We start from the raw sequence: 17,248 nt of genomic DNA, 5'->3' as shown, positions 1-17,248 counted from the left end.
TAAGCGTAAATGATCCGAATAGGTCGGATTTGACGGGTACGCGCCGGCACGGCCGGCAGGTAGCGTCCCGTGTTCCAGCTCACGGCAACCCGGTGGTGACGCCCCCGCGTCCCACCGCGACCGGCAGGGTGTGAGGAATGAACTACGGCGATTCCAGTTCTTCGCGTGGGCGGGCCCAGATCCCGGGCCCGAACGGCGACCCGGGCTCCGAGCGGAGCCCGCGAGGGAACGGCTGGTCCGGCGCGCCGGAGGGCGGGGCCGCGGCGCGCGCCTCGGTCACACCGCGCGGCGCCGGCGGCCGGGCCTCGGTCGGCGGTGCCCCTCCGGCGCCCCGCGGAGCCTCGGGTTCGGCCTCGGTGGGCCGCGCCGGCACGCCCGGCCGCGCCTCGGTGCCGGTGTCCCCGGCGCCCGGTGCCGCCGGGCGTGCCGGCGCCGGCCGGGCGTCGGTTCCGGTCTCCCCGGCCGGCCCGGCGGGACGCGCCTCGGTGGGCGCGGCGAGCGTGGGCGCGGCCCGGGTCGGCGCCGGACGGGCGAGCGTCGGCGCCGCGCCGGTGGGTGGTCGTGCCGCGGTGGCCCGGGCCGGTGTGCCCGGCTACTCCGGCGGCGGGCCGGGTGGCCCCGGTGGCCCGACCGGCCCCGGCCGTGGTGGTCGCGGCGGTCGTGGTGAGGACCCGGCGCGGGCGAAGAAGCGCCGGCGGCTCAACATGCTGATCGCCGGTTTCGCCGTGTTCATCATGCTGGCCGGCATGGGCGTGGTCACCTTCACCTGGTATTCCACAAAGGTGGTGCTTCCCGAGGACACCATCCCGCCGCTGTCCACCACGGTCTACGACTCGACCGGCAAGACCGCCATCGCCCGGATCGGCGACCAGAACCGGCAGTTGGTCACCATCCAACAGATCCCGGAGCACGTCCAGCACGCGGTCGCGGCGGCGGAGGACCGAAACTTCTACCGCCACTCCGGTGTCGACTACAAGGGCATCGCGCGGGCCGCGTGGAACAACCTCAGCGGCGGCGACAAGCAGGGCGCCTCGACCATCACCCAGCAGTACGCCCGCAACGCGTTCGACAACCTGAACGAGGACTCGTACGGCCGCAAGGTGAAGGAGGCGATCCTCGCCTCGAAGCTGAACGACCGCTACGACAAGCAAGCGATCATGCAGCACTACCTGAACGTGATCTACTTCGGGCGCGGCGCGTACGGCATCCAGGCGGCGGCCCAGACCTACTTCAAGAAGAACGTCGACAAGCTGACCGTCGCCGAGGCCGCCGTGCTGGCCGCGCTGATCAAGCAGCCCGAGCCGAGCGCCACGCACCAGGGCTACGACCCGGCGGTGAACCCGACGGACGCGCTGGACCGGTGGAACTACGTCATCAACGGCATGATCAGCGAGAAGTGGCTGGACGCGCCGAACATGCCGCAGCACCCCACCGAATACCCGAAGAACATCGCGAAGCCGTCGAAGAACAGCGCCGGCGGCTTCGGCATCGACACGCCGTACGGCAACGTCGTCAACTACGTCTCGCAGGAACTGCGCGAGATGAACCTCTGCACCGACGACGAGGCCAAGGTGACGAACGACACGCCGCTCTGCGCGAAGGCGTTGAGCCGCGGCGGCTACAAGATCACCACCACGATCGACAAGAAGATGCAGGACGCGGTGCTTGACGCGGCCCAGCGGGCCAGGAAGGGCTCCGCGCTCGACGGGGAGCCGAAGAACCTGATGGCCGCCGTGGTGTCGATCGACCCGAAGACCGGCGGGGTGCGCGCCTACTACGGCGGCGACAACGGCACCGGCACCGACTACGCCGGCAAGAACGTCGACAACGGCGTGGTCAGCGGCGGTCACTCGCCGGGTTCGAGCTTCAAGATCTACACCCTCGCGGCGGCGCTCAAGGCCGGCATCTCGGTCAAGTCGCGGTGGAAGGGCTCGGCGTTCACGCCGAAGGACACCGAGTTCAAGGTGAGCAACGCCGGCGCCGACAAGGTCTCCTGCGGCGACTCCTGCACGCTCGAGCAGTCGACGCTCAAGTCGCTGAACGTGCCGTTCTACTACATCACCGAGGAGATCGGCGCGGACAAGGTGCTCGACATGGCCAAGCAGGCCGGCGTCAGCACCATGTGGCGCACCGACACCAACCCGGCCAAGGCGTACGACCTGACCAAGGCCGACCCGAAGGACCTGGCCCCGGAGCCGTTCTTCAACGTGATCGGCTACGGCCAGTACCCGATCACCGTGCTCGACCACGCCAACGGTGTCGCCACGTTCGCCAACCAGGGCGTCTACAACAAGGCGCACTTCATCAAGAAGGTCCAGAAGCAGAACCCGCAGACCGGCAAGTGGGACACGGTCGGCGGCGAGAAGCTCAAGCCGCAGCCGCGGATCGACAAGGACATCGTCGCCGACGTCACCTCCGTGCTGGAGCAGTATCCGGCCCACGTGAACCGCCGGCTCGACGACGGTCGCAAGGCCGCCGAGAAGACCGGCACCTGGGAACTCGGCGACGGCAGCACCCGCAACGGCGACGCCTGGATGATCGGCTACACGCCGCAGCTCGCCACCGCGGTCTGGGTCGGCAACCTGGGCGACCGCAAGGCGATCAAGACCAAGGGCGGCGCGGACATCAGCGGCGCCCGGATGCCGGGTGAGATCTTCCAGCGCTTCATGAACGACGCGCTCAAGGGCAAGGACAAGGAAGACTTCCCGCCGGCGGCGAACATCGGCAAGGACGACGCCGGCAACGGTGAGATGCCGGCACCTCCGCCCCCGCCGCCGGGACCCGGCGGTCAGAACTGCGACCCGCTGGGCCTGTTCTGCCCCGACGGTAACCAGGGTGGCAATCAGGGTGGCAACCAAGGCGGCAACCAAGGTGGCAACCAGGGTGGCAATCAGGGCGGTGGTACCCCCGGTGGCGGTGGCCCGGGTGGCGGTGGCCGAGGCGGCGGCATCCTGCCGAGCACACCACCGGAACGACAGACGAACTGACGCGCGCACGACCTGACGGCGGCGGCCGGACCCGAGTGGTCCGGCCGCCGCCGCGTTTCGCGTACCGGAATTTTCCCGCGCGCGGCGGGACGGCGAGCCCTCGGGTACGGCAGGATGCGTCTCCATGAGCACCCAGTCGACCGCAGGCATCGATGAGCCCGGCGCGTCCGGGGAGGCGCCCCGGCCCGGAGCGACCGCCGACCACCCGTCCCGTTCGGACTGGTTCGTGCGAGGCACGTCCGGCCTGATCGGCGGGCCGCTCGGTGACCACGCCGTCGCCCTGGACCGGCCGGCCGATCGCGAGGGCCGGTTCTGGACCGCCGCGCGGATCGTGCTGGCCCTGGTCTGCCTCACGCTCGCCCTGCACTGGGTGCAGAAGTCGCCCTGCCAGGACGGCGCCTGGCAGGACAACGTCCAGTACACCCGGATGTGCTACACCGACGTGCTGGCGCTCTACTACGCCGAAGGGCTCAACGAGGGCAAGGTGCCCTACGCCGACCACCCGGTGGAATACCCGGTCCTGACCGGATACTTCATGGGGGCGCTCGGCCTGCCGGTGCACTCCCTGGGCGTGGACAAGCCGACCATCAACCAGGGGCAGTGGTTCTACAACCTCAACGCGCTGGTCCTGGGCGCGCTCGCGGTCGCCACCGTCGCGGTCATCCTCAACCTGCGCCGCCGACGACCCTGGGACGCGGCACTGTTCGCCCTCGCCCCGGCGCTGGTGCTCACCGCCACCGTCAACTGGGACCTGCTCGCCGTCGGCCTCACCGCGTTCGGGCTGCTGGCCTGGGCGCGCACCCGAACCGACCGGCGTGAGCTGCTCATGGCCGGCGCGGCGGGCGCGCTGCTCGGGCTCGGCGGCGCGGCGAAGATGTGGCCGCTGTTCCTGCTCGGGCCGATCCTGGTCCTCACGCTGCGCGCCGGTCGACTGCGGGCCGGGCTCACCGCCACCGCCACCGCGCTGGTGGCGCTGGTCGCGGTCAACCTGCCGGTCGCCATCCCCTACCGGGAGAGCTGGGGCCGGTTCTTCGACCTGAACACCACCCGCCCCATCGACTGGGGCACGCTCTGGTACATCGGCCGCTACCTGGACGGCCGGATCAGCCCATCCGCGCCCGGCGAGCTCGGCCCGTTCGAATGGCTCAACGCGAACATCGCCACCCTCAACTGGGTGTCGTACCTGCTGTTCGGGCTGGCCTGTCTCGGCGTGGCCGCACTCGCGCTGCTCGCCCCGCGCCGACCCCGACTGGCCCCGCTCGCCTTCCTGGTGGTCGCCGCCTTCCTGATCTTCAGCAAGGTCTGGTCGCAGCAGTTCGTGCTCTGGCTGCTGCCGCTCGCGGTGCTCGCCCGACCCCGTTGGGGCGCGTTCCTGGCCTGGCAGTTCGCCGAGGTCTGCTACTTCGCCGCCTTCTACGGCGAACTGCTCGGCACCGCCACCTCCCGGCCGATCTTCCCCGAGGGTGTGTTCGTGCTCGCCTCCAGCCTGCGCCTGATCACCGTGGCGGTGCTCTGCGGCTTCATCATCCGGGACATCCTGCGGCCGGAGGAGGACGCGGTCCGGCAGACCTACGCCGACGACCCCGACGGCGGGGTGCTCGACGGCGCGCCCGACGCGCCCTGGTTGACGCGGAGGCGGCAGCAGGCCGAACCTGTGGCGGTCACCCCGGCCGATGCGCCCGCCTGAGTCGACGTCGGCCCGCCGTCCCGCGGAGTGGTGATGGGCCTGTGACCGGAGACATCCGGGTGACGCCCGCGAGGAGCACGGCGATCCTCGTGGGCGTTGCCCTGCTATGCCTCGCGGGATGCTCCGCGGTGGACTCCCACGGGACCGCCACGCAGGCCGCGACGGAGTCGGTCCGGTCCCGGGCGGCACTAGCCCATCGCGCCGCCGACGCCGTGCTCGCCGACGCGGACACGGCGGCACTCGGCCCGGAAGGGCGACTGGACGCGCTCGCCGAAGCCGCCGCGTCCGCCGACCGCGACGGAACTGTCTTCGCCCGCCGGGCCACCCCGGACGGCCGGTACGAGGTGGACGTCGCGTACGACGGCGTCGGCAGCGGCGGCGGATTCGTGGCCGCCGAGGTGCACGTCCGGCTCTGCGTACGGCTGGCCGGCGCGGTGCGCCCGAACCCCGGCGTCACGATGGTCGACGTGACCTGCGGTGCGGATCTGGACCGGCGGCCGGGACGAATGGACAAGGTCGTCCGTCTGAGTGACTGAGTCGACGCGGCGTCACAACCGGTAGACCACCGAGCCGTCGACCTGCTCCCGGGTCACGCCCAGCCCCTCCACCGGCCGGTCGAGCATCCCCTCCCACGGGGTGCCGTCGAGCTGCTCGGGGAGGACCACCACGGTCCTCACCCCGATCCGCCGCAGGTAGTCGATGCTGGCGTAGTCGGGGAAGCTGACCGTGGCCTCACGGGTGCGGGTCTGGGAGTCCGGGGTGAAACCACTGCCACCGTTGACCATCTGCTGGAACCGGTCGGTGGACCAGAGCATCACCGGCTGGTCCAGGTTCGGGCTGCTGGGCAGCACCAGCATCGGACCGTCGACGGTACGCATCACCGCCGGCTGCTGCGGCACCACCGGATGCGGGGTGACGTTCAACCCCTCCACGAGCACCAGCAGCAGCGGCAGCAACGTGGCCAGCCGCAGCCACGGGCCGGGCCACGGCGGGACCCGCTCCGCGGCCAACTCGCGCACCCGCGCGCAGAACGCGGTGACCGCGCCGGCCGCGAGCAGCCCGAGCAGCAGCGTGGTCCAGAGCATCATCCGACCCGGCGTACGCAGACCATTCCAACCCGGCAGGTAGTGGAAGAGCGGCACGTAGGTGAACCGGCCCTCGAAGAACTCGGTGCCCATGGCGAGCGCCATCGTCACCAGCACCCCGGCGAGCAGGAAGAGCCGGTGGCGGACCCGCCAGACGGAGAAGAACAACCCGCCGGCGGCGAGCGCGTACAGCGCGAAGCCCGGCAGCAGCGTCATCTCCGGCGACCAGGGCAGCACGGCCCGGGCACCCTCGTGCAGCTCGCCCCACACCCGGGACTCGGCCGGCGCGGTGAAGAAGCCGCTGGCCGGCGGCGAGTAGAGCTGGATCTCGGCGAGCGAGCGCGCCGCGTTCGGATGCGCCTCGGCGACCGTGAAGAACGGAATCGCCAGCAGGACGCCCACCGCCGCGAAGACGAGCCCACCGGCCAGGTCGGCCAGGAGCAGCCGCCGGCCGAACGGACGCTTCACCGAGCGCCGCCGCACGAACCACAGCACCACCGTGACCAGCCCGACGCCGGCCAGCAGGTAGACGAACGGCAGCCCGATGCCGAAGCCGAGACTGAGCTGCCACGAGGCCACCAGCCAACCGGCGAGCGCCCAGCCCGCGTGCCGCCGCCGCGGACGGTAGCCGTACCGCAGCGACCAGCCGTGCCCACGGGCGAGCATGGCCAGCGCCAGCGGGATGCCGCCGTTGGAGATGATGTGCAGGTGCCCGGCCTGCGCCAGCAGCCACGGCGCGTACGCGAAGCTCGCGCCGGCCACCGCGCCGCCGATCCGGCCCGCGCCGAGCTGCCGGGCCAGCGCGTACGCCCCGAACGCGGCGAGCGCGTGGGCCAGCACGAACATGATGTTGTAGCGCAGTACGGCGTGCTCCGGGCCGACACCGATCAAACCGGCCGGGGCGTAACCGAGCAGCGTGTCCGAGAAGGCGAAGCTCCAGTTCTCCGGGAAGAACGTGTTGGAGTGCCACAGCATCGCCGGGTCGGTCCGCAGGATGTGCCCCGACCACGCCATCTGCCATGCCTGAAGACTCGGGTCCCAGTAGTCCTGCGGCAGGGTGTAGCGCGGGTAGCGCAGCGTGGGCCAGGTCATCGCCGCGGCCACGACCAGCGCGGCGAGGGCGGCGAGCGTCCACTCGTGCGCCAGGAACCGGCCCACCGCGCGTCCCGCCCGGCGGGCCCGGCCCAGCACCGGCTCGGGCGCCGGCCCGAACGCGGTCCACGGATCCGCCGGCTGCTCGTCGTCCATACCCTCGGCCGTGCTCTTGTCGCGCCCGTCGTCCGTACCGTCGGCTGTGCTTTCGTCGCGGTCGCCGTCCGTACCGTCGGGCTTGTTCTCGTCGCGGTCGCCGGCGGGCTTGCCCTCGTCGTCGGTCGTGGTGGCGGCGGCCGCCGCGACGGTGTCGCCGGCTCCGACCTTGCTGTTCTTCCCGGCGCCGCGGCTCCTCCCGGCGCGGCCGTTCCTCCCGGCCTCGTTGCCCTTTCCGGAGCGGCCGTTCTTCCCGGCGTCGCGTCTCTTTTCGGTGCGGCCGTTCTTCCCGGCTTCGGTCCGCGCGGGGGCAGCCGGCGTGGTCTTTCCGGCGTCGGCCGGTGGATTGTCCGCGCGGGTCTCCTGCGGCTTGTCGACGGCCCCGCCCGGCGCCGGCTTCTGCTCGTCCGTCGGGCTGCCGTCGGACCCCGGTCGCGGGGCGGCGTCGGACCGGTCGGTGGCGCCGGAGTGCTCCTTGGTCACGCCGTGGCACCCAACTGACCACGTAGGAACGCGATGTCGGCGCTCTGGCCCTCGACGCCGCCGGGCGTCTCGACGATCACCGGCGCGCCGGCCGCCCGGATCACGGCCACCAGCAACTCCGGGTCGATCGTGCCGCCGGTGAGGTTGTCGTGCCGGTCCTGACCCGAGTTGAAGGCGCCCTTGGAGTTGTTCGCGTGGATCAGGTCGATGCGCCCGGTGATCGCCTTCACCCGGTCGACCAGGCCCAGCAGCTCCTCACCGCCGGCGTGCGCGTGGCAGGTGTCGAGGCAGAACCCGACCTCGTGACCGCCGAGCGCGTCCCAGAGCCGGGCCAGCGCGTCCAGGTGCCGGGCGCAGGCGTTGTCACCACCGGCGGTGTTCTCGATCAGGACCGGCAGCGGGAAGCCGCCGGAGTCCGCCGCGTACGCGAATGTCTTGCGCCAGTTGTCGAAGCCGACGGCGCGGTCGTCCCCGGCGTTGACGTGGCCGCCGTGCACGATCAGCCCGGTGGCACCGACGGCCGCCGCGGCGGTGGCGTGGGCGAGGAGCAGTTTGCGGCTGGGGATGCGGATCCGGTTGTTGAGCGTGGCCACGTTGATCACGTAGGGCGCGTGGACGTAGAGGTCGACGTCGGCGGCGCGTAGGCGCTCGGCGTCCGCTCGCGGCTTCGGTGCCTTCCAGCCCTGCGGGTCGGCGAGGAAGAACTGCGCCGCCTCCGCGCCCCGGGCGCTCGCCTCGGCCAGCGGGTCGGTCGGATCGACGTGGGCTCCGATTCGCATGCAGGGCAGCCTACGTCGCGACGGTGACACCCGCCGCGCCACGCGCGGGGACGGCCCGCGTCACCACCCGGCCCGGTGGTCGTTGTCCGAGGTGGGATCGAAGGTCGACGCTCCACCCGGACGTGGTCCACAGCACGGGACGGGCGAGGCGTCGGCCTCCGGAGACGGGACGCCCCGCCGTGCGGCCCGGCACGACGGGGCGGGATCCGCTTGTCATCCAGGCTCGGCGGGCTAGTTGGACGAATTCCAGCATTTACCCCAAGTGGTGACGAGAGCCGTTGTATGGTCAGACCAGGTAACAACATGATAAAGCTCCGCGGGGCGTCCTCGATCCAACCTCATCGGTGTGGTCGTTCCTCCCCAGGTCCCACCCAAGGAATGCGGACGGGACGCCCCGCGGCCCCGTGGACAGGGGTCCACCTGCCCGGCGCGATGCCGGCGGTGGGCCCCTGTCGCCACCTCCCGGGCCATCCGGGCCACCGGCCCGGGCATGATCGTCCAGACCGGCTATCCTGGTGCGGTTGTCCGCGTCCGGCCGGGTCCCCCCGGCATCGGGCGGGCCACGACGCACGACCTCCTGCCACGGAAGGACCGTGGCCGCCTAGCCCACAGGAGGTGAGCACGTCTTGCGTCACTATGAAGTCATGGTGATCCTCGATCCCAGCCTCGAGGAGCGCACCGTCGCCCCGTCTCTCGACACGTACCTGAACGTGATCCGGACCGCGGGTGGCTCGGTGGAGAAGACCGACGTGTGGGGCCGCCGGCGCCTCGCGTACGAGATCAACAAGAAGGCCGAGGGCATCTACGCCGTCGTCGACCTCCAGGCGACGCCGGAGGCCGTGGCCGAGCTGGATCGTCAGCTCCGACTCAACGAGTCGGTGCTGCGCACCAAGGTCATTCGCCCGGAGATGCGCTGAGCATCTAGGACCCGACACGTCCGGATCAAGCCTCATCCGCGATGTCGGAGGGCTCTGAGAGCCTGTACGGCACAACGATGAGTGCGCGAGGAGATGGTCATGGCAGGAGACACCACCATCACGGTCATCGGCAACCTGACCGATGACCCCGAGTTGCGGTTCACCCCCTCCGGCGCGGCGGTCGCCAAGTTCCGGGTCGCTTCCACGCCCCGGTTCATGGACAAGGCGTCCGGCGAGTGGAAGGACGGCGAGCCGCTGTTCCTCTCGTGCACGGTCTGGCGCCAGGCCGCCGAGAACGTCGCCGAGTCGCTGCAACGCGGCGCCCGGGTGATCGTGTCCGGCCGGCTGCGTCAGCGGTCGTACGAGACCCGCGAGGGCGAGAAGCGCACCGTCATCGAGCTGGAGGTCGACGAGATCGGCCCGTCCCTGCGCTACGCCACGGCGAAGGTGCAGAAGATGTCCCGCTCCGGTGGCGGAGGCGGCGGCTTCGGCGGTGGTGGCGGTGGTGGCCAGGGCGGCGGCGGAGGCAACTTCGACGACCCCTGGGCCTCGGCTGCGCCGGCCCCCTCCCGCGCCGGTTCGGGCGGCGGAAACTTCGACGAGGAGCCCCCGTTCTGATGGCGCCGAGCGCCCGCGATCGCAAACCAGGAGCAAGAGCAATGGCGAAGGCTGCGGCACTGCGCAAGCCGAAGAAGAAGGTGAACCCGCTCGACAAGGACGGGATCACCTATATCGATTACAAGGACACCGCGCTGCTGCGCAAGTTCATCTCCGACCGCGGCAAGATCCGCGCTCGACGGGTGACCGGCGTTACCTCGCAGCAGCAGCGGCAGATCGCCCGTGCGGTCAAGAACGCCCGCGAGATGGCGCTCCTGCCGTACACGGCCACGGCCCGCTGAGAGGGGGGACGGACATGAAGATCATCCTCACTCAGGAGGTGTCCGGCCTCGGCTCTCCGGGCGACATCGTCGAGGTCAAGGACGGCTTCGGCCGTAACTACCTGCTGCCGCAGGGCTTCGCGATCGGCTGGACCAAGGGCGCCGAGAAGCAGGTCACGGTCATCAAGCGGGCCCGCTCGGCCCGGGACGTCCGCGACCTCGACCACGCCAACGAGATCAAGGGCCAGCTCGAGGGCCTGAAGGTCAACCTGAAGGCCCGTGCCGGCGACGGCGGTCGACTCTTCGGCTCGGTCACGCCGGCCGAGATCGTCGACGCCGTCAAGGCCGCCGGCGGTCCGACCCTGGACCGCCGCCGGCTGGAGACGCCCGGCCACATCAAGTCGCTCGGCGCCTACCCGGTCAGCATCCGGCTGCACCCCGAGGTGACCGCCAAGTTCGACCTGCACGTGGTCAAGGACTGACGCGACACACCGCACCACGGACGGCCCGCACCGGACAACCGGTGCGGGCCGTTTCCGCTCCCGACGACGGACCGGACCGCCGCGTCCGCGTCAGCCGATCGCCTGACCGGTCACCGCGCTGATCACCACCGTGGACAGTCCACCACCCACCACGGCCGCCGCCAACGCCACCGTCGCCGACCGCCACGTCGTCCCGACCTGACGCAGCAGCACCGCGACCACGAGGCTGCTCACCAACGCCAGCCCGAACCGCGGCACCGCCGCCGACAACGACGCGAACGCGTGCGCCCGCGGGGAGTCGCAGCCACCGCCGCTGATGTCGGTCACACACCCCGTGGGGGCCTGCCCGTCCAGGAACACCAGACCGAAGAAGAGCAGCACCGCCGGCACCAGATAGCAGGCGGCCGTGTAGACCAACGGCCGCAGCGGCCCGCCCGGATCCGGATCCAGCAGGTCGTCCTCGATCCGCCGGCTCCACGATCCGCCGCCGACCGCGCCCGCCCCCCACCGGCCCGCCGGCGCCCCGGACCCGACCGGCGCCGCCGGCCGACGCCGGGGCGCGCTCTGCGGACGAGGAGCGGAGTACGCGACCATCGGCGACCGTGGCGCCGACGTCGGCGTCTCCATCCACCGCGGATCGTCCCCCGCCAACCGGGTGCCCGACCAGAACTCCTCGACCTGCTCCGGCGACGCCCAGCCCTCCCGCACCGGCGGCGACGTACGCTCCCACGGGTCGACCGCCGGATACCGGTCGCCGGTGTCGCGCACCCGGTCCAGGTGCCCGGTGTCGGTGAACCGGTCCCACTCGCCGGTGTGCTCCGTCCGGTCCCACCCGCGCTCCGCCTGCTCCCACCGGTTGCCGGTGGGAGCCCGGCCCCACGCGTGCACGCCCGACGCGTCCCACGGGTCGACCGCCGGCTGCTCCACCGGCGACGGCTCGACGGCCCGACCCCGGTCCCACGGATCCGGCTCGACCGAACGGCCCCGATCCCACGGGTCCACCGCCGGCGGCGGCCAGGACGAACTCGTCGTCGACCGTCGGCTCCGCCGGGTCGGCTGCTCGGCCGCCCGCCCGCCGGTGTCACCCTCCGAGGCCGCCTCCTCCGGCAGCCCCGACCAGGTCACCTGAGGCCGCCGGGTGGCCGCCCGACGGGGACGGCTGCGCGGTGCCGTCCCCGACACCGGCTCGTCCTCCGCCTCGGCCCGCCGGCTCCCGACGTACCCCCGCTCGTGCGGGGCGTCGATGGTCCACTCGGCGGTGTGGTCCGAGACCGGCCCGGCCCCGATGGCCCGCAGCTCACGCCGGTCGTCGCCCCGGCGCCACCCGCCGTCGCCCCGCCAACCGCCACCCGAGGACGGCGACTCCGCCTCGACGTCGGTCTCGTCGTCGTCCGGCGCGGCGTGACGCCCGCCGCCGTCCGCCCGGCTGATCCCCGACTCCACCGCCCAACGCGGAAGATAGGCGTCGACCGGCTCGTCCTGGCCACGCTCGATCGCCCGCCGTCGGCTCGGGGTGCGCTGGCGTTCCGGCACGTACGAGTCGACCCGGCGCGGACCGACGGAATCGTCCCAGGAGCCGCTCGGCCGGCGCTCGCGCGGGCTGTCCTCCCCGCTTCCCCAGTCCCGGTGTCTCACGGCCGGAGCGTGACCTCTCTCAACCCGAAAGTGCAATCCGCTGTCAAGGTGCAGCCGTTCGCAGCGATAGTACGGGACTAACGGCGCAAAGGCTCGACCTGAAATCTTCCGTCCACAGGGTGGGGATGGGAAAAGCCCAGCTCAGAAGCGATTGGCCCGGAATTCCCCATCACTTTTCCACACCCTGTGCACACCCTGCGCACATGCCGACCCCTCTGCGTCCACAGGTTGTCCCGAGGCTCGTCCACCGGCCCTGTTGGTGGCTGACCTCGGGTTCCGTATCGTGGCCAGCGACCGCCGGGCGATGACCCCCGATCGACCGGAGGGTCGGCGAAAGTTGTCACACCCAGGCGATAGAGCTGGACACGATCCGACGCAGCAAGGGGGGAACCCGTGTCGGTCACCGACGAGACGCGCGCGGACCGGGCCGGGGGGCAGCCGTCCGAGCCGCCACGGCGGGACACGTCCTTCGAGAAGACACCACCCCAGGACGTGGCCGCCGAGCAGTGTGTCCTCGGCGGCATGCTGCTCTCCAAGGACGCCATCGCGGACGTCGTGGAGATCCTCAAGACCAACGACTTCTACCGCCCGGTGCACGCCACCATCTTCGACGCGATCCTCGACATCTACGGCCGCGGCGAACCCGCCGACCCGATCACGGTCGCGGCGGCGCTCGCCGACGCCGGCGACCTCGCCCGGATCGGCGGCGCACCCTACCTGCACACCCTGATCGCCAGCGTGCCCACCGCCGCCAACGCGGCCTACTACGCCCGCATCGTCGGCGAGCGGGCCGTGCTCCGCCGGCTGGTCGAGGCCGGCACCCGGATCGTGCAGCTCGGTTACGGCACCGGCCAGGGCGGCAGCCGCGACGTCGACGACATCGTCGACCTCGCCCAGCAGGCCGTCTACGAGATCACCGAGAAGCGGGTGAGCGAGGACTTCGCCATCCTGGCCGACATGCTCCAGCCGACGCTTGACGAGATCGAGGCGGTCGGTGCCCAGGGCGGCGTGATGACCGGTGTGCCGACCGGCTTCACCGACCTCGACCGCCTGCTCAACGGCCTGCACGCGGGGCAGTTGATCATCGTGGCCGGTCGGCCTGGTCTGGGCAAGGCGCTGGCGCTCGACACCCCCCTGCCCACCCCGGAGGGGTGGACCACCATGGGGGCGGTGCGCGTCGGCGACCAACTGCTCGCGGCCGACGGCAACCCGACCACGATCACCAACGTCTTCGACGTGATGCACGACCGCCCCTGCTACGAGGTCGAGTTCTCCGACGGCTCGGTCATCGTGGCGGACGCCGAACATCTCTGGAAGACCACCACCCGGGCCAGTCGCCGGCAGCCCGAGTCGCGTCCGCGGCGGCACTGGTCCGATACGGCGCTGTCGAGGGTGCGTGCGGTCGAAGCGACGGTGTCCGCCGAGCCGCACCGCCTGGTCACCCTGGCGGAGACGCTTGAGCGTGTCGGTCCCGAGTTCCGCAACGTGCTGCACACGGTGGCCCGCCAGGTCGGCGCGAAAGCCCGGGTCGCCCGGCCGGTGACCCGGGCCGGCAAGGCACGCAACTGGACCGCGCCCGGCTATCCGGCGGGTGCACTCGTGTCCGGCCTTCGCGAACGGGCCGAGCGGCAGATCAACGACGGTGCCCGGATGGTGCACGACGGAGTGGTGACCACCGCGCAGATCGCTGCCACGCTGCGTACCGACACGGCGGACCGCCGCCTCAACCACGCCGTGGAAACCTGCGCGCCGCTCCAACTCCCGGGACGGGAACTGGCGGTTCCGCCGTACGCCCTCGGCGTGTGGCTCGGCGACGGGCATACCGGGACCAGCCGCTTCACCACCGCGGATGCCGAAATGGTCGACCTGGTGGCCAGGGAGGGCTTTCAGGTGCGACGGAGCGGACCAATGGTCTACACCGTCCTGCTGCCCGTCGTGGCCGGGACGGTGGACCGCACCTGCGTCGACTGCGGTGGCTCCACCCGAGCGCTACGGGAGAACCCGGCGGTGCGACGCTGCGCCGAGTGTCACGAGCGAAGCGGTTCGTTCCTGGCGCTGCTCCGTCACCTTGGGGTGGCCCACGACAAGCACATTCCGCAGGACTACCTCCGTGCCTCGGAAGTCCAGCGTCGGGCACTCCTCGCCGGGCTGATGGACACCGACGGTACGGTGGCGCCGGCTGGGAACCTCCAGTACACGTCCACCTCGAAGCGCCTGATCGAGGGTGTTCGGGAACTCGTGGTCAGCCTGGGCTACCGATGCACAATCGCCAAACGGAGGGTGCGCGGGCGCACCGAGGACTCGTCGATCGCGTACACGGTGAACTTCTCCACCCCGGACCCGGTCTTCCGTCTGGAGCGGAAGCGGGCTGCGCACCTGGCCCGGCGACGGACACCCTCGGACGTGCGTTCCCACTCGCGCTTCATCGTGGACGTACGGCCGGTGGCAAGCGTTCCGGTGCGGTGCGTGACCGTAGACAACGACGACCACTTGTATCTTGCTGGCCGGTCGATGATCCCAACCCACAACAGCACGGCCAGCATGGACTTTGCCCGAAATGCCGCCATTCGCGCCAACCAGGCCGCGGCCATCTTCTCGCTGGAGATGAGCAAGGTCGAGATCGTCATGAGACTGCTCTCGGCCGAGGCGCGGGTGCCGCTGCACGTGCTGCGCAGTGGGCAGCTCTCCGACGACGACTGGACCAAGCTGGCCCGCTGCATGGGCGAGATCAGCGAGGCGCCGCTCTTCGTCGACGACACGCCGAGCATGAACCTGATGGAGATCCGGGCCAAGGCACGCCGGCTCAAGCAGAAGCACGACCTGAAGCTGATCGTGGTCGACTACCTCCAGCTCATGACCTCACCGAAGCGCACCGAGAGCCGGCAGCAGGAGGTCGCGGACCTGTCCCGTGGCCTGAAGCTGCTGGCCAAGGAGGTCGAGTGCCCGGTGATCGCGGTGAGTCAGCTGAACCGTGGTCCGGAGCAGCGTACCGACAAGCGACCACAGTTGTCCGATTTGCGCGAGTCGGGCTCAATTGAGCAAGATGCTGACGTTGTTATCCTTTTGCACCGCGACGACTACTACGACAAGGAGTCGCCGCGGGCCGGAGAGGCCGACTTCATCGTCGCCAAGCACAGAAATGGGCCGACCGATACGGTGACGGTCGCAGCCCAGCTACACCTGTCGCGATTCGTGGACATGGCCATCGTCTGAGCGACCGCCTTGATCAAGGAGGGGTCAGGCCAGGACGGTCAGCCGAGCAGTGGGAACCAGCCCGCGGCCTCACCCAACTCGAACCGGTCCCGAACGGTGAGCGGCACCCGACCGGTGGCCTTCAGCAGATATTCGTGGTCGTCCCAGCCGGCCGGGCGCACCGCGTCGTCGCAGAGCAGGCCGTCCATCGTGGTCACCGCCACCCGGGTCGGGCCGGCCGCCGGCCGCGGCGCTTCCGGCAGGTCCAGCACCAGGTCGAGGTGGTGCACGACCGCCTCGGTGGTCAGGGTCGCCAGCAGATCGGGTACGCGCAGCACGTGCCCCTGGGTGGTCACGTGCCCCTCCGGGTCCGCTGCGGCGGCGGCGCGGACGGCAGCCGGGGCGGTGTCGTTCCAGATCCGGACCACGCCTGCGGGCCGGTCGAAGGCGGCGGCCGAACGGCGGGCCCACCAGGCGTGCTTCGCGCCGGCGTCGTCGTCGCCGGGGGTGAACGCGCGCCAGTAGCTGACGTCGTCCACGTCGGCCGGACCGGGTGCCGGGCTGGCCAGCGCCACGAGCGCGCGTTGGGCGTCGCCGAGCACGTGGAAGAGCAGATCGGCGACGAGCCAGCCCTGGCAGCGGGTCGGTCGTTGCAGGCCGGCGTCGTCGAGCGGGGTGACAACGGCGGTGATGCCGGCGTACGCCTGGGCCAGCGCCTCGTGCGGCCGGATCGGGCTCATGTGGGTGAGCCTGCCACGGCGCGCGAGGGTCGGCACGGTTAGGCGGGGCCCCTTCCTATCGCGTAGGCGTAAAAAGGGGCCCCTCCTTACCTTCAGTCGAAGAGTTCGCCGAGGAAGCCGTGCTTCTTCTTCTTGCGGTAGTGGCCGTGATAACCGTAGTGCTGCTGCCCGTGGCCGTACGCGGGCTGCGCGTAGCCGTGACCGGGTGGCGGCGGCGGAGGGGGCGGGGGAACGGCGCCGTAGCCGGGCTGGTGCGGCGCGGCGGCGGGCGGGGGCGGCGGATAACCGGCCGCGGTGGGCGCGGCCTGCGGGCCGCCGCCGTGCTTCTGGTTCCAGTTCGCCTCGGCGTCGAACAGTTTTTCGAGCTCGCCGCGATCGAGGAAGATGCCACGGCATTCGCCGCACTGGTCAATGATCACTCCGCTGCGCTCGTACTGGCGCATGTCTCCACGGCATTTGGGACAGGTGAGCTGCATGACATCGACGGTACCGGGTGATTTCACGCGGTGGCGGTCAGCGCGTGCGTCACCTCGTCGTCGGAGACCTCGTGGAAGTCGTCGTAGTAGGCGCCGACGGCGGCGAAGTCGGGCGGGAGTTGGCTGCTCACGACAGCGTCGGCGGTGGCGGCGAGCGTCTCGTACGCCTGCTCGGAGCCGACCGGGACGGCGACGAGCACGCGGGCGGCACCGAGGTGGCGGGCGACCTGCACGGCGGCTCGGGCGGTGGCGCCGGTGGCGAGCCCGTCGTCGACGATGACGGCGGTGCGGCCGGTCAGGTCCAGTGGCGGCCGTCCGTTCCGGTAGCGCTGTTCGCGGCGGTCCAGTTCGGCCTGCTCGCGGCGGCGCACCTGGGCGCGGTCGTTCTCGCTGATCCGGCCGGCGACCACGTCGTTGAGGACCTGCACGCCGCCGGGGCCGAGCGCGCCGTACGCCACCTCGGGCGCCCAGGGCACGCCGAGCTTGCGGACGACGAGCACGTCGAGGGGCGCCTGGAGCCGGTCGGCGATCACCCGGGCGACGGGGACGCCGCCGCGGACCAGGCCGAGGACGGTGACGTCGGTCCGGCCGGCGAGATCGGTGAGGCGTTCGGCGAGGTCCCGTCCCGCCTCGGCCCGGTCGCGGTAGCTGGTCATCCC

At 71.4% G+C, this 17,248-nt stretch carries 14 protein-coding genes; 8 read left to right on the top strand and 6 right to left on the bottom strand.

All coding sequences use genetic code 11. From position 1 onward, the window contains the following. Positions 1–137 precede the first annotated feature (137 nt). The 3 genes from O7619_RS03625 (at position 138) to O7619_RS03615 (ending at position 5,210) form a co-directional block, all read left to right on the top strand. On the top strand, positions 138–2,987 hold the full coding sequence (locus tag O7619_RS03625) for a transglycosylase domain-containing protein (protein WP_282285661.1): 2,850 nt from the start codon (positions 138–140) through the stop codon (positions 2,985–2,987). 124 nt (positions 2,988–3,111) lie between these two features. Next, positions 3,112–4,674 carry a glycosyltransferase 87 family protein gene (locus O7619_RS03620; protein WP_282285660.1) on the top strand — a complete coding sequence of 521 codons (1,563 nt, stop codon included), beginning with the start codon at positions 3,112–3,114 and terminating at the stop codon, positions 4,672–4,674. Between the two features lie 128 nt (positions 4,675–4,802). Then, complete coding sequence (locus O7619_RS03615) at positions 4,803–5,210, top strand: hypothetical protein (RefSeq protein ID WP_282285659.1); 408 nt, start codon at positions 4,803–4,805, stop codon at positions 5,208–5,210. A gap of 12 nt (positions 5,211–5,222) precedes the next feature. On the opposite strand, the gene O7619_RS03610 is transcribed toward O7619_RS03615, so the two are convergent. Together O7619_RS03610 and O7619_RS03605 are read right to left on the bottom strand one after the other, a co-directional pair. Next, positions 5,223–7,490 (bottom strand): hypothetical protein, encoded by a 2,268-nt coding sequence (locus O7619_RS03610; protein WP_282285658.1) that lies wholly within the window; start codon positions 7,488–7,490, stop codon positions 5,223–5,225. After that, positions 7,487–8,269 (bottom strand): deoxyribonuclease IV, encoded by a 783-nt coding sequence (locus O7619_RS03605; protein WP_282285657.1) that lies wholly within the window; start codon positions 8,267–8,269, stop codon positions 7,487–7,489. The genes O7619_RS03610 and O7619_RS03605 overlap by 4 nt, the downstream gene beginning before the upstream one ends. 626 nt (positions 8,270–8,895) lie before the next feature. Here O7619_RS03605 and rpsF point away from each other — a divergent pair. The 4 genes from rpsF to rplI all read left to right on the top strand — a co-directional run bounded on the left by rpsF (position 8,896) and on the right by rplI (position 10,546). Continuing rightward, entirely contained in the window at positions 8,896–9,186 is a 291-nt protein-coding gene (gene rpsF / locus O7619_RS03600; RefSeq protein WP_088643630.1) for a 30S ribosomal protein S6, read from the top strand. An 81-nt stretch (positions 9,187–9,267) separates the two neighbouring features. Further along, the gene (locus tag O7619_RS03595; RefSeq protein WP_175441301.1) at positions 9,268–9,804 is read left to right on the top strand and encodes a single-stranded DNA-binding protein; all 537 of its coding nucleotides are present in this window, start codon (positions 9,268–9,270) and stop codon (positions 9,802–9,804) included. 41 nt (positions 9,805–9,845) lie between these two features. Continuing rightward, a complete protein-coding gene (rpsR, locus tag O7619_RS03590; protein ID WP_007073789.1) occupies positions 9,846–10,085 on the top strand; it encodes a 30S ribosomal protein S18 in 240 nt (79 codons plus the stop codon). A gap of 14 nt (positions 10,086–10,099) precedes the next feature. Then, entirely contained in the window at positions 10,100–10,546 is a 447-nt protein-coding gene (gene rplI, locus O7619_RS03585) for a 50S ribosomal protein L9 (RefSeq protein WP_281585829.1), read from the top strand. A 90-nt stretch (positions 10,547–10,636) separates the two neighbouring features. Here rplI and O7619_RS03580 read toward each other — a convergent pair whose 3' ends face one another. Next, on the bottom strand, positions 10,637–12,181 hold the full coding sequence (locus O7619_RS03580; RefSeq protein ID WP_282285656.1) for a hypothetical protein: 1,545 nt from the start codon (positions 12,179–12,181) through the stop codon (positions 10,637–10,639). Positions 12,182–12,574: 393 nt separating this feature from the next. On the opposite strand from O7619_RS03580, the gene dnaB reads away from it, so the two are divergent. Further along, positions 12,575–15,394 carry a replicative DNA helicase gene (gene dnaB, locus O7619_RS03575; RefSeq protein ID WP_282285654.1) on the top strand — a complete coding sequence of 940 codons (2,820 nt, stop codon included), beginning with the start codon at positions 12,575–12,577 and terminating at the stop codon, positions 15,392–15,394. A gap of 38 nt (positions 15,395–15,432) precedes the next feature. On the opposite strand, the gene O7619_RS03570 is transcribed toward dnaB, so the two are convergent. The 3 genes from O7619_RS03570 to O7619_RS03560 all read right to left on the bottom strand — a co-directional run bounded on the left by O7619_RS03570 (position 15,433) and on the right by O7619_RS03560 (position 17,245). Next, positions 15,433–16,113 carry a maleylpyruvate isomerase N-terminal domain-containing protein gene (locus O7619_RS03570; RefSeq protein ID WP_282285652.1) on the bottom strand — a complete coding sequence of 227 codons (681 nt, stop codon included), beginning with the start codon at positions 16,111–16,113 and terminating at the stop codon, positions 15,433–15,435. A 92-nt stretch (positions 16,114–16,205) separates the two neighbouring features. Continuing rightward, positions 16,206–16,589, bottom strand: coding sequence for a zf-TFIIB domain-containing protein (locus O7619_RS03565; protein ID WP_282285651.1), 384 nt, complete (start codon positions 16,587–16,589; stop codon positions 16,206–16,208). 23 nt (positions 16,590–16,612) lie between these two features. Then, positions 16,613–17,245 carry a phosphoribosyltransferase family protein gene (locus O7619_RS03560; protein WP_282285650.1) on the bottom strand — a complete coding sequence of 211 codons (633 nt, stop codon included), beginning with the start codon at positions 17,243–17,245 and terminating at the stop codon, positions 16,613–16,615. Between the last annotated feature and the right edge of the window lie 3 nt (positions 17,246–17,248).

This window comes from Micromonospora sp. WMMD998, assembly GCF_029581235.1.
Classification (GTDB): Bacteria; Actinomycetota; Actinomycetes; order Mycobacteriales; family Micromonosporaceae; genus Micromonospora.
This window is presented reverse-complemented; position numbering and strand designations above follow the sequence as displayed.

Bases quoted from the DNA above. Each gene is read 5' to 3' on its own strand.
- O7619_RS03565 (WP_282285651.1), bottom strand. From the start codon at position 16,589: ATGCAGCTCACCTGTCCCAAATGCCGTGGAGACATGCGCCAGTACGAG.
- O7619_RS03625 (WP_282285661.1), top strand. From the start codon at position 138: ATGAACTACGGCGATTCCAGTTCTTCGCGTGGGCGGGCCCAGATCCCG.
- O7619_RS03605 (WP_282285657.1), bottom strand. From the start codon at position 8,269: ATGCGAATCGGAGCCCACGTCGATCCGACCGACCCGCTGGCCGAGGCG.
- rplI (WP_281585829.1), top strand. From the start codon at position 10,100: ATGAAGATCATCCTCACTCAGGAGGTGTCCGGCCTCGGCTCTCCGGGC.
- rpsR (WP_007073789.1), top strand. From the start codon at position 9,846: ATGGCGAAGGCTGCGGCACTGCGCAAGCCGAAGAAGAAGGTGAACCCG.
- O7619_RS03620 (WP_282285660.1), top strand. From the start codon at position 3,112: ATGAGCACCCAGTCGACCGCAGGCATCGATGAGCCCGGCGCGTCCGGG.
- O7619_RS03560 (WP_282285650.1), bottom strand. From the start codon at position 17,245: ATGACCAGCTACCGCGACCGGGCCGAGGCGGGACGGGACCTCGCCGAA.
- O7619_RS03570 (WP_282285652.1), bottom strand. From the start codon at position 16,113: ATGAGCCCGATCCGGCCGCACGAGGCGCTGGCCCAGGCGTACGCCGGC.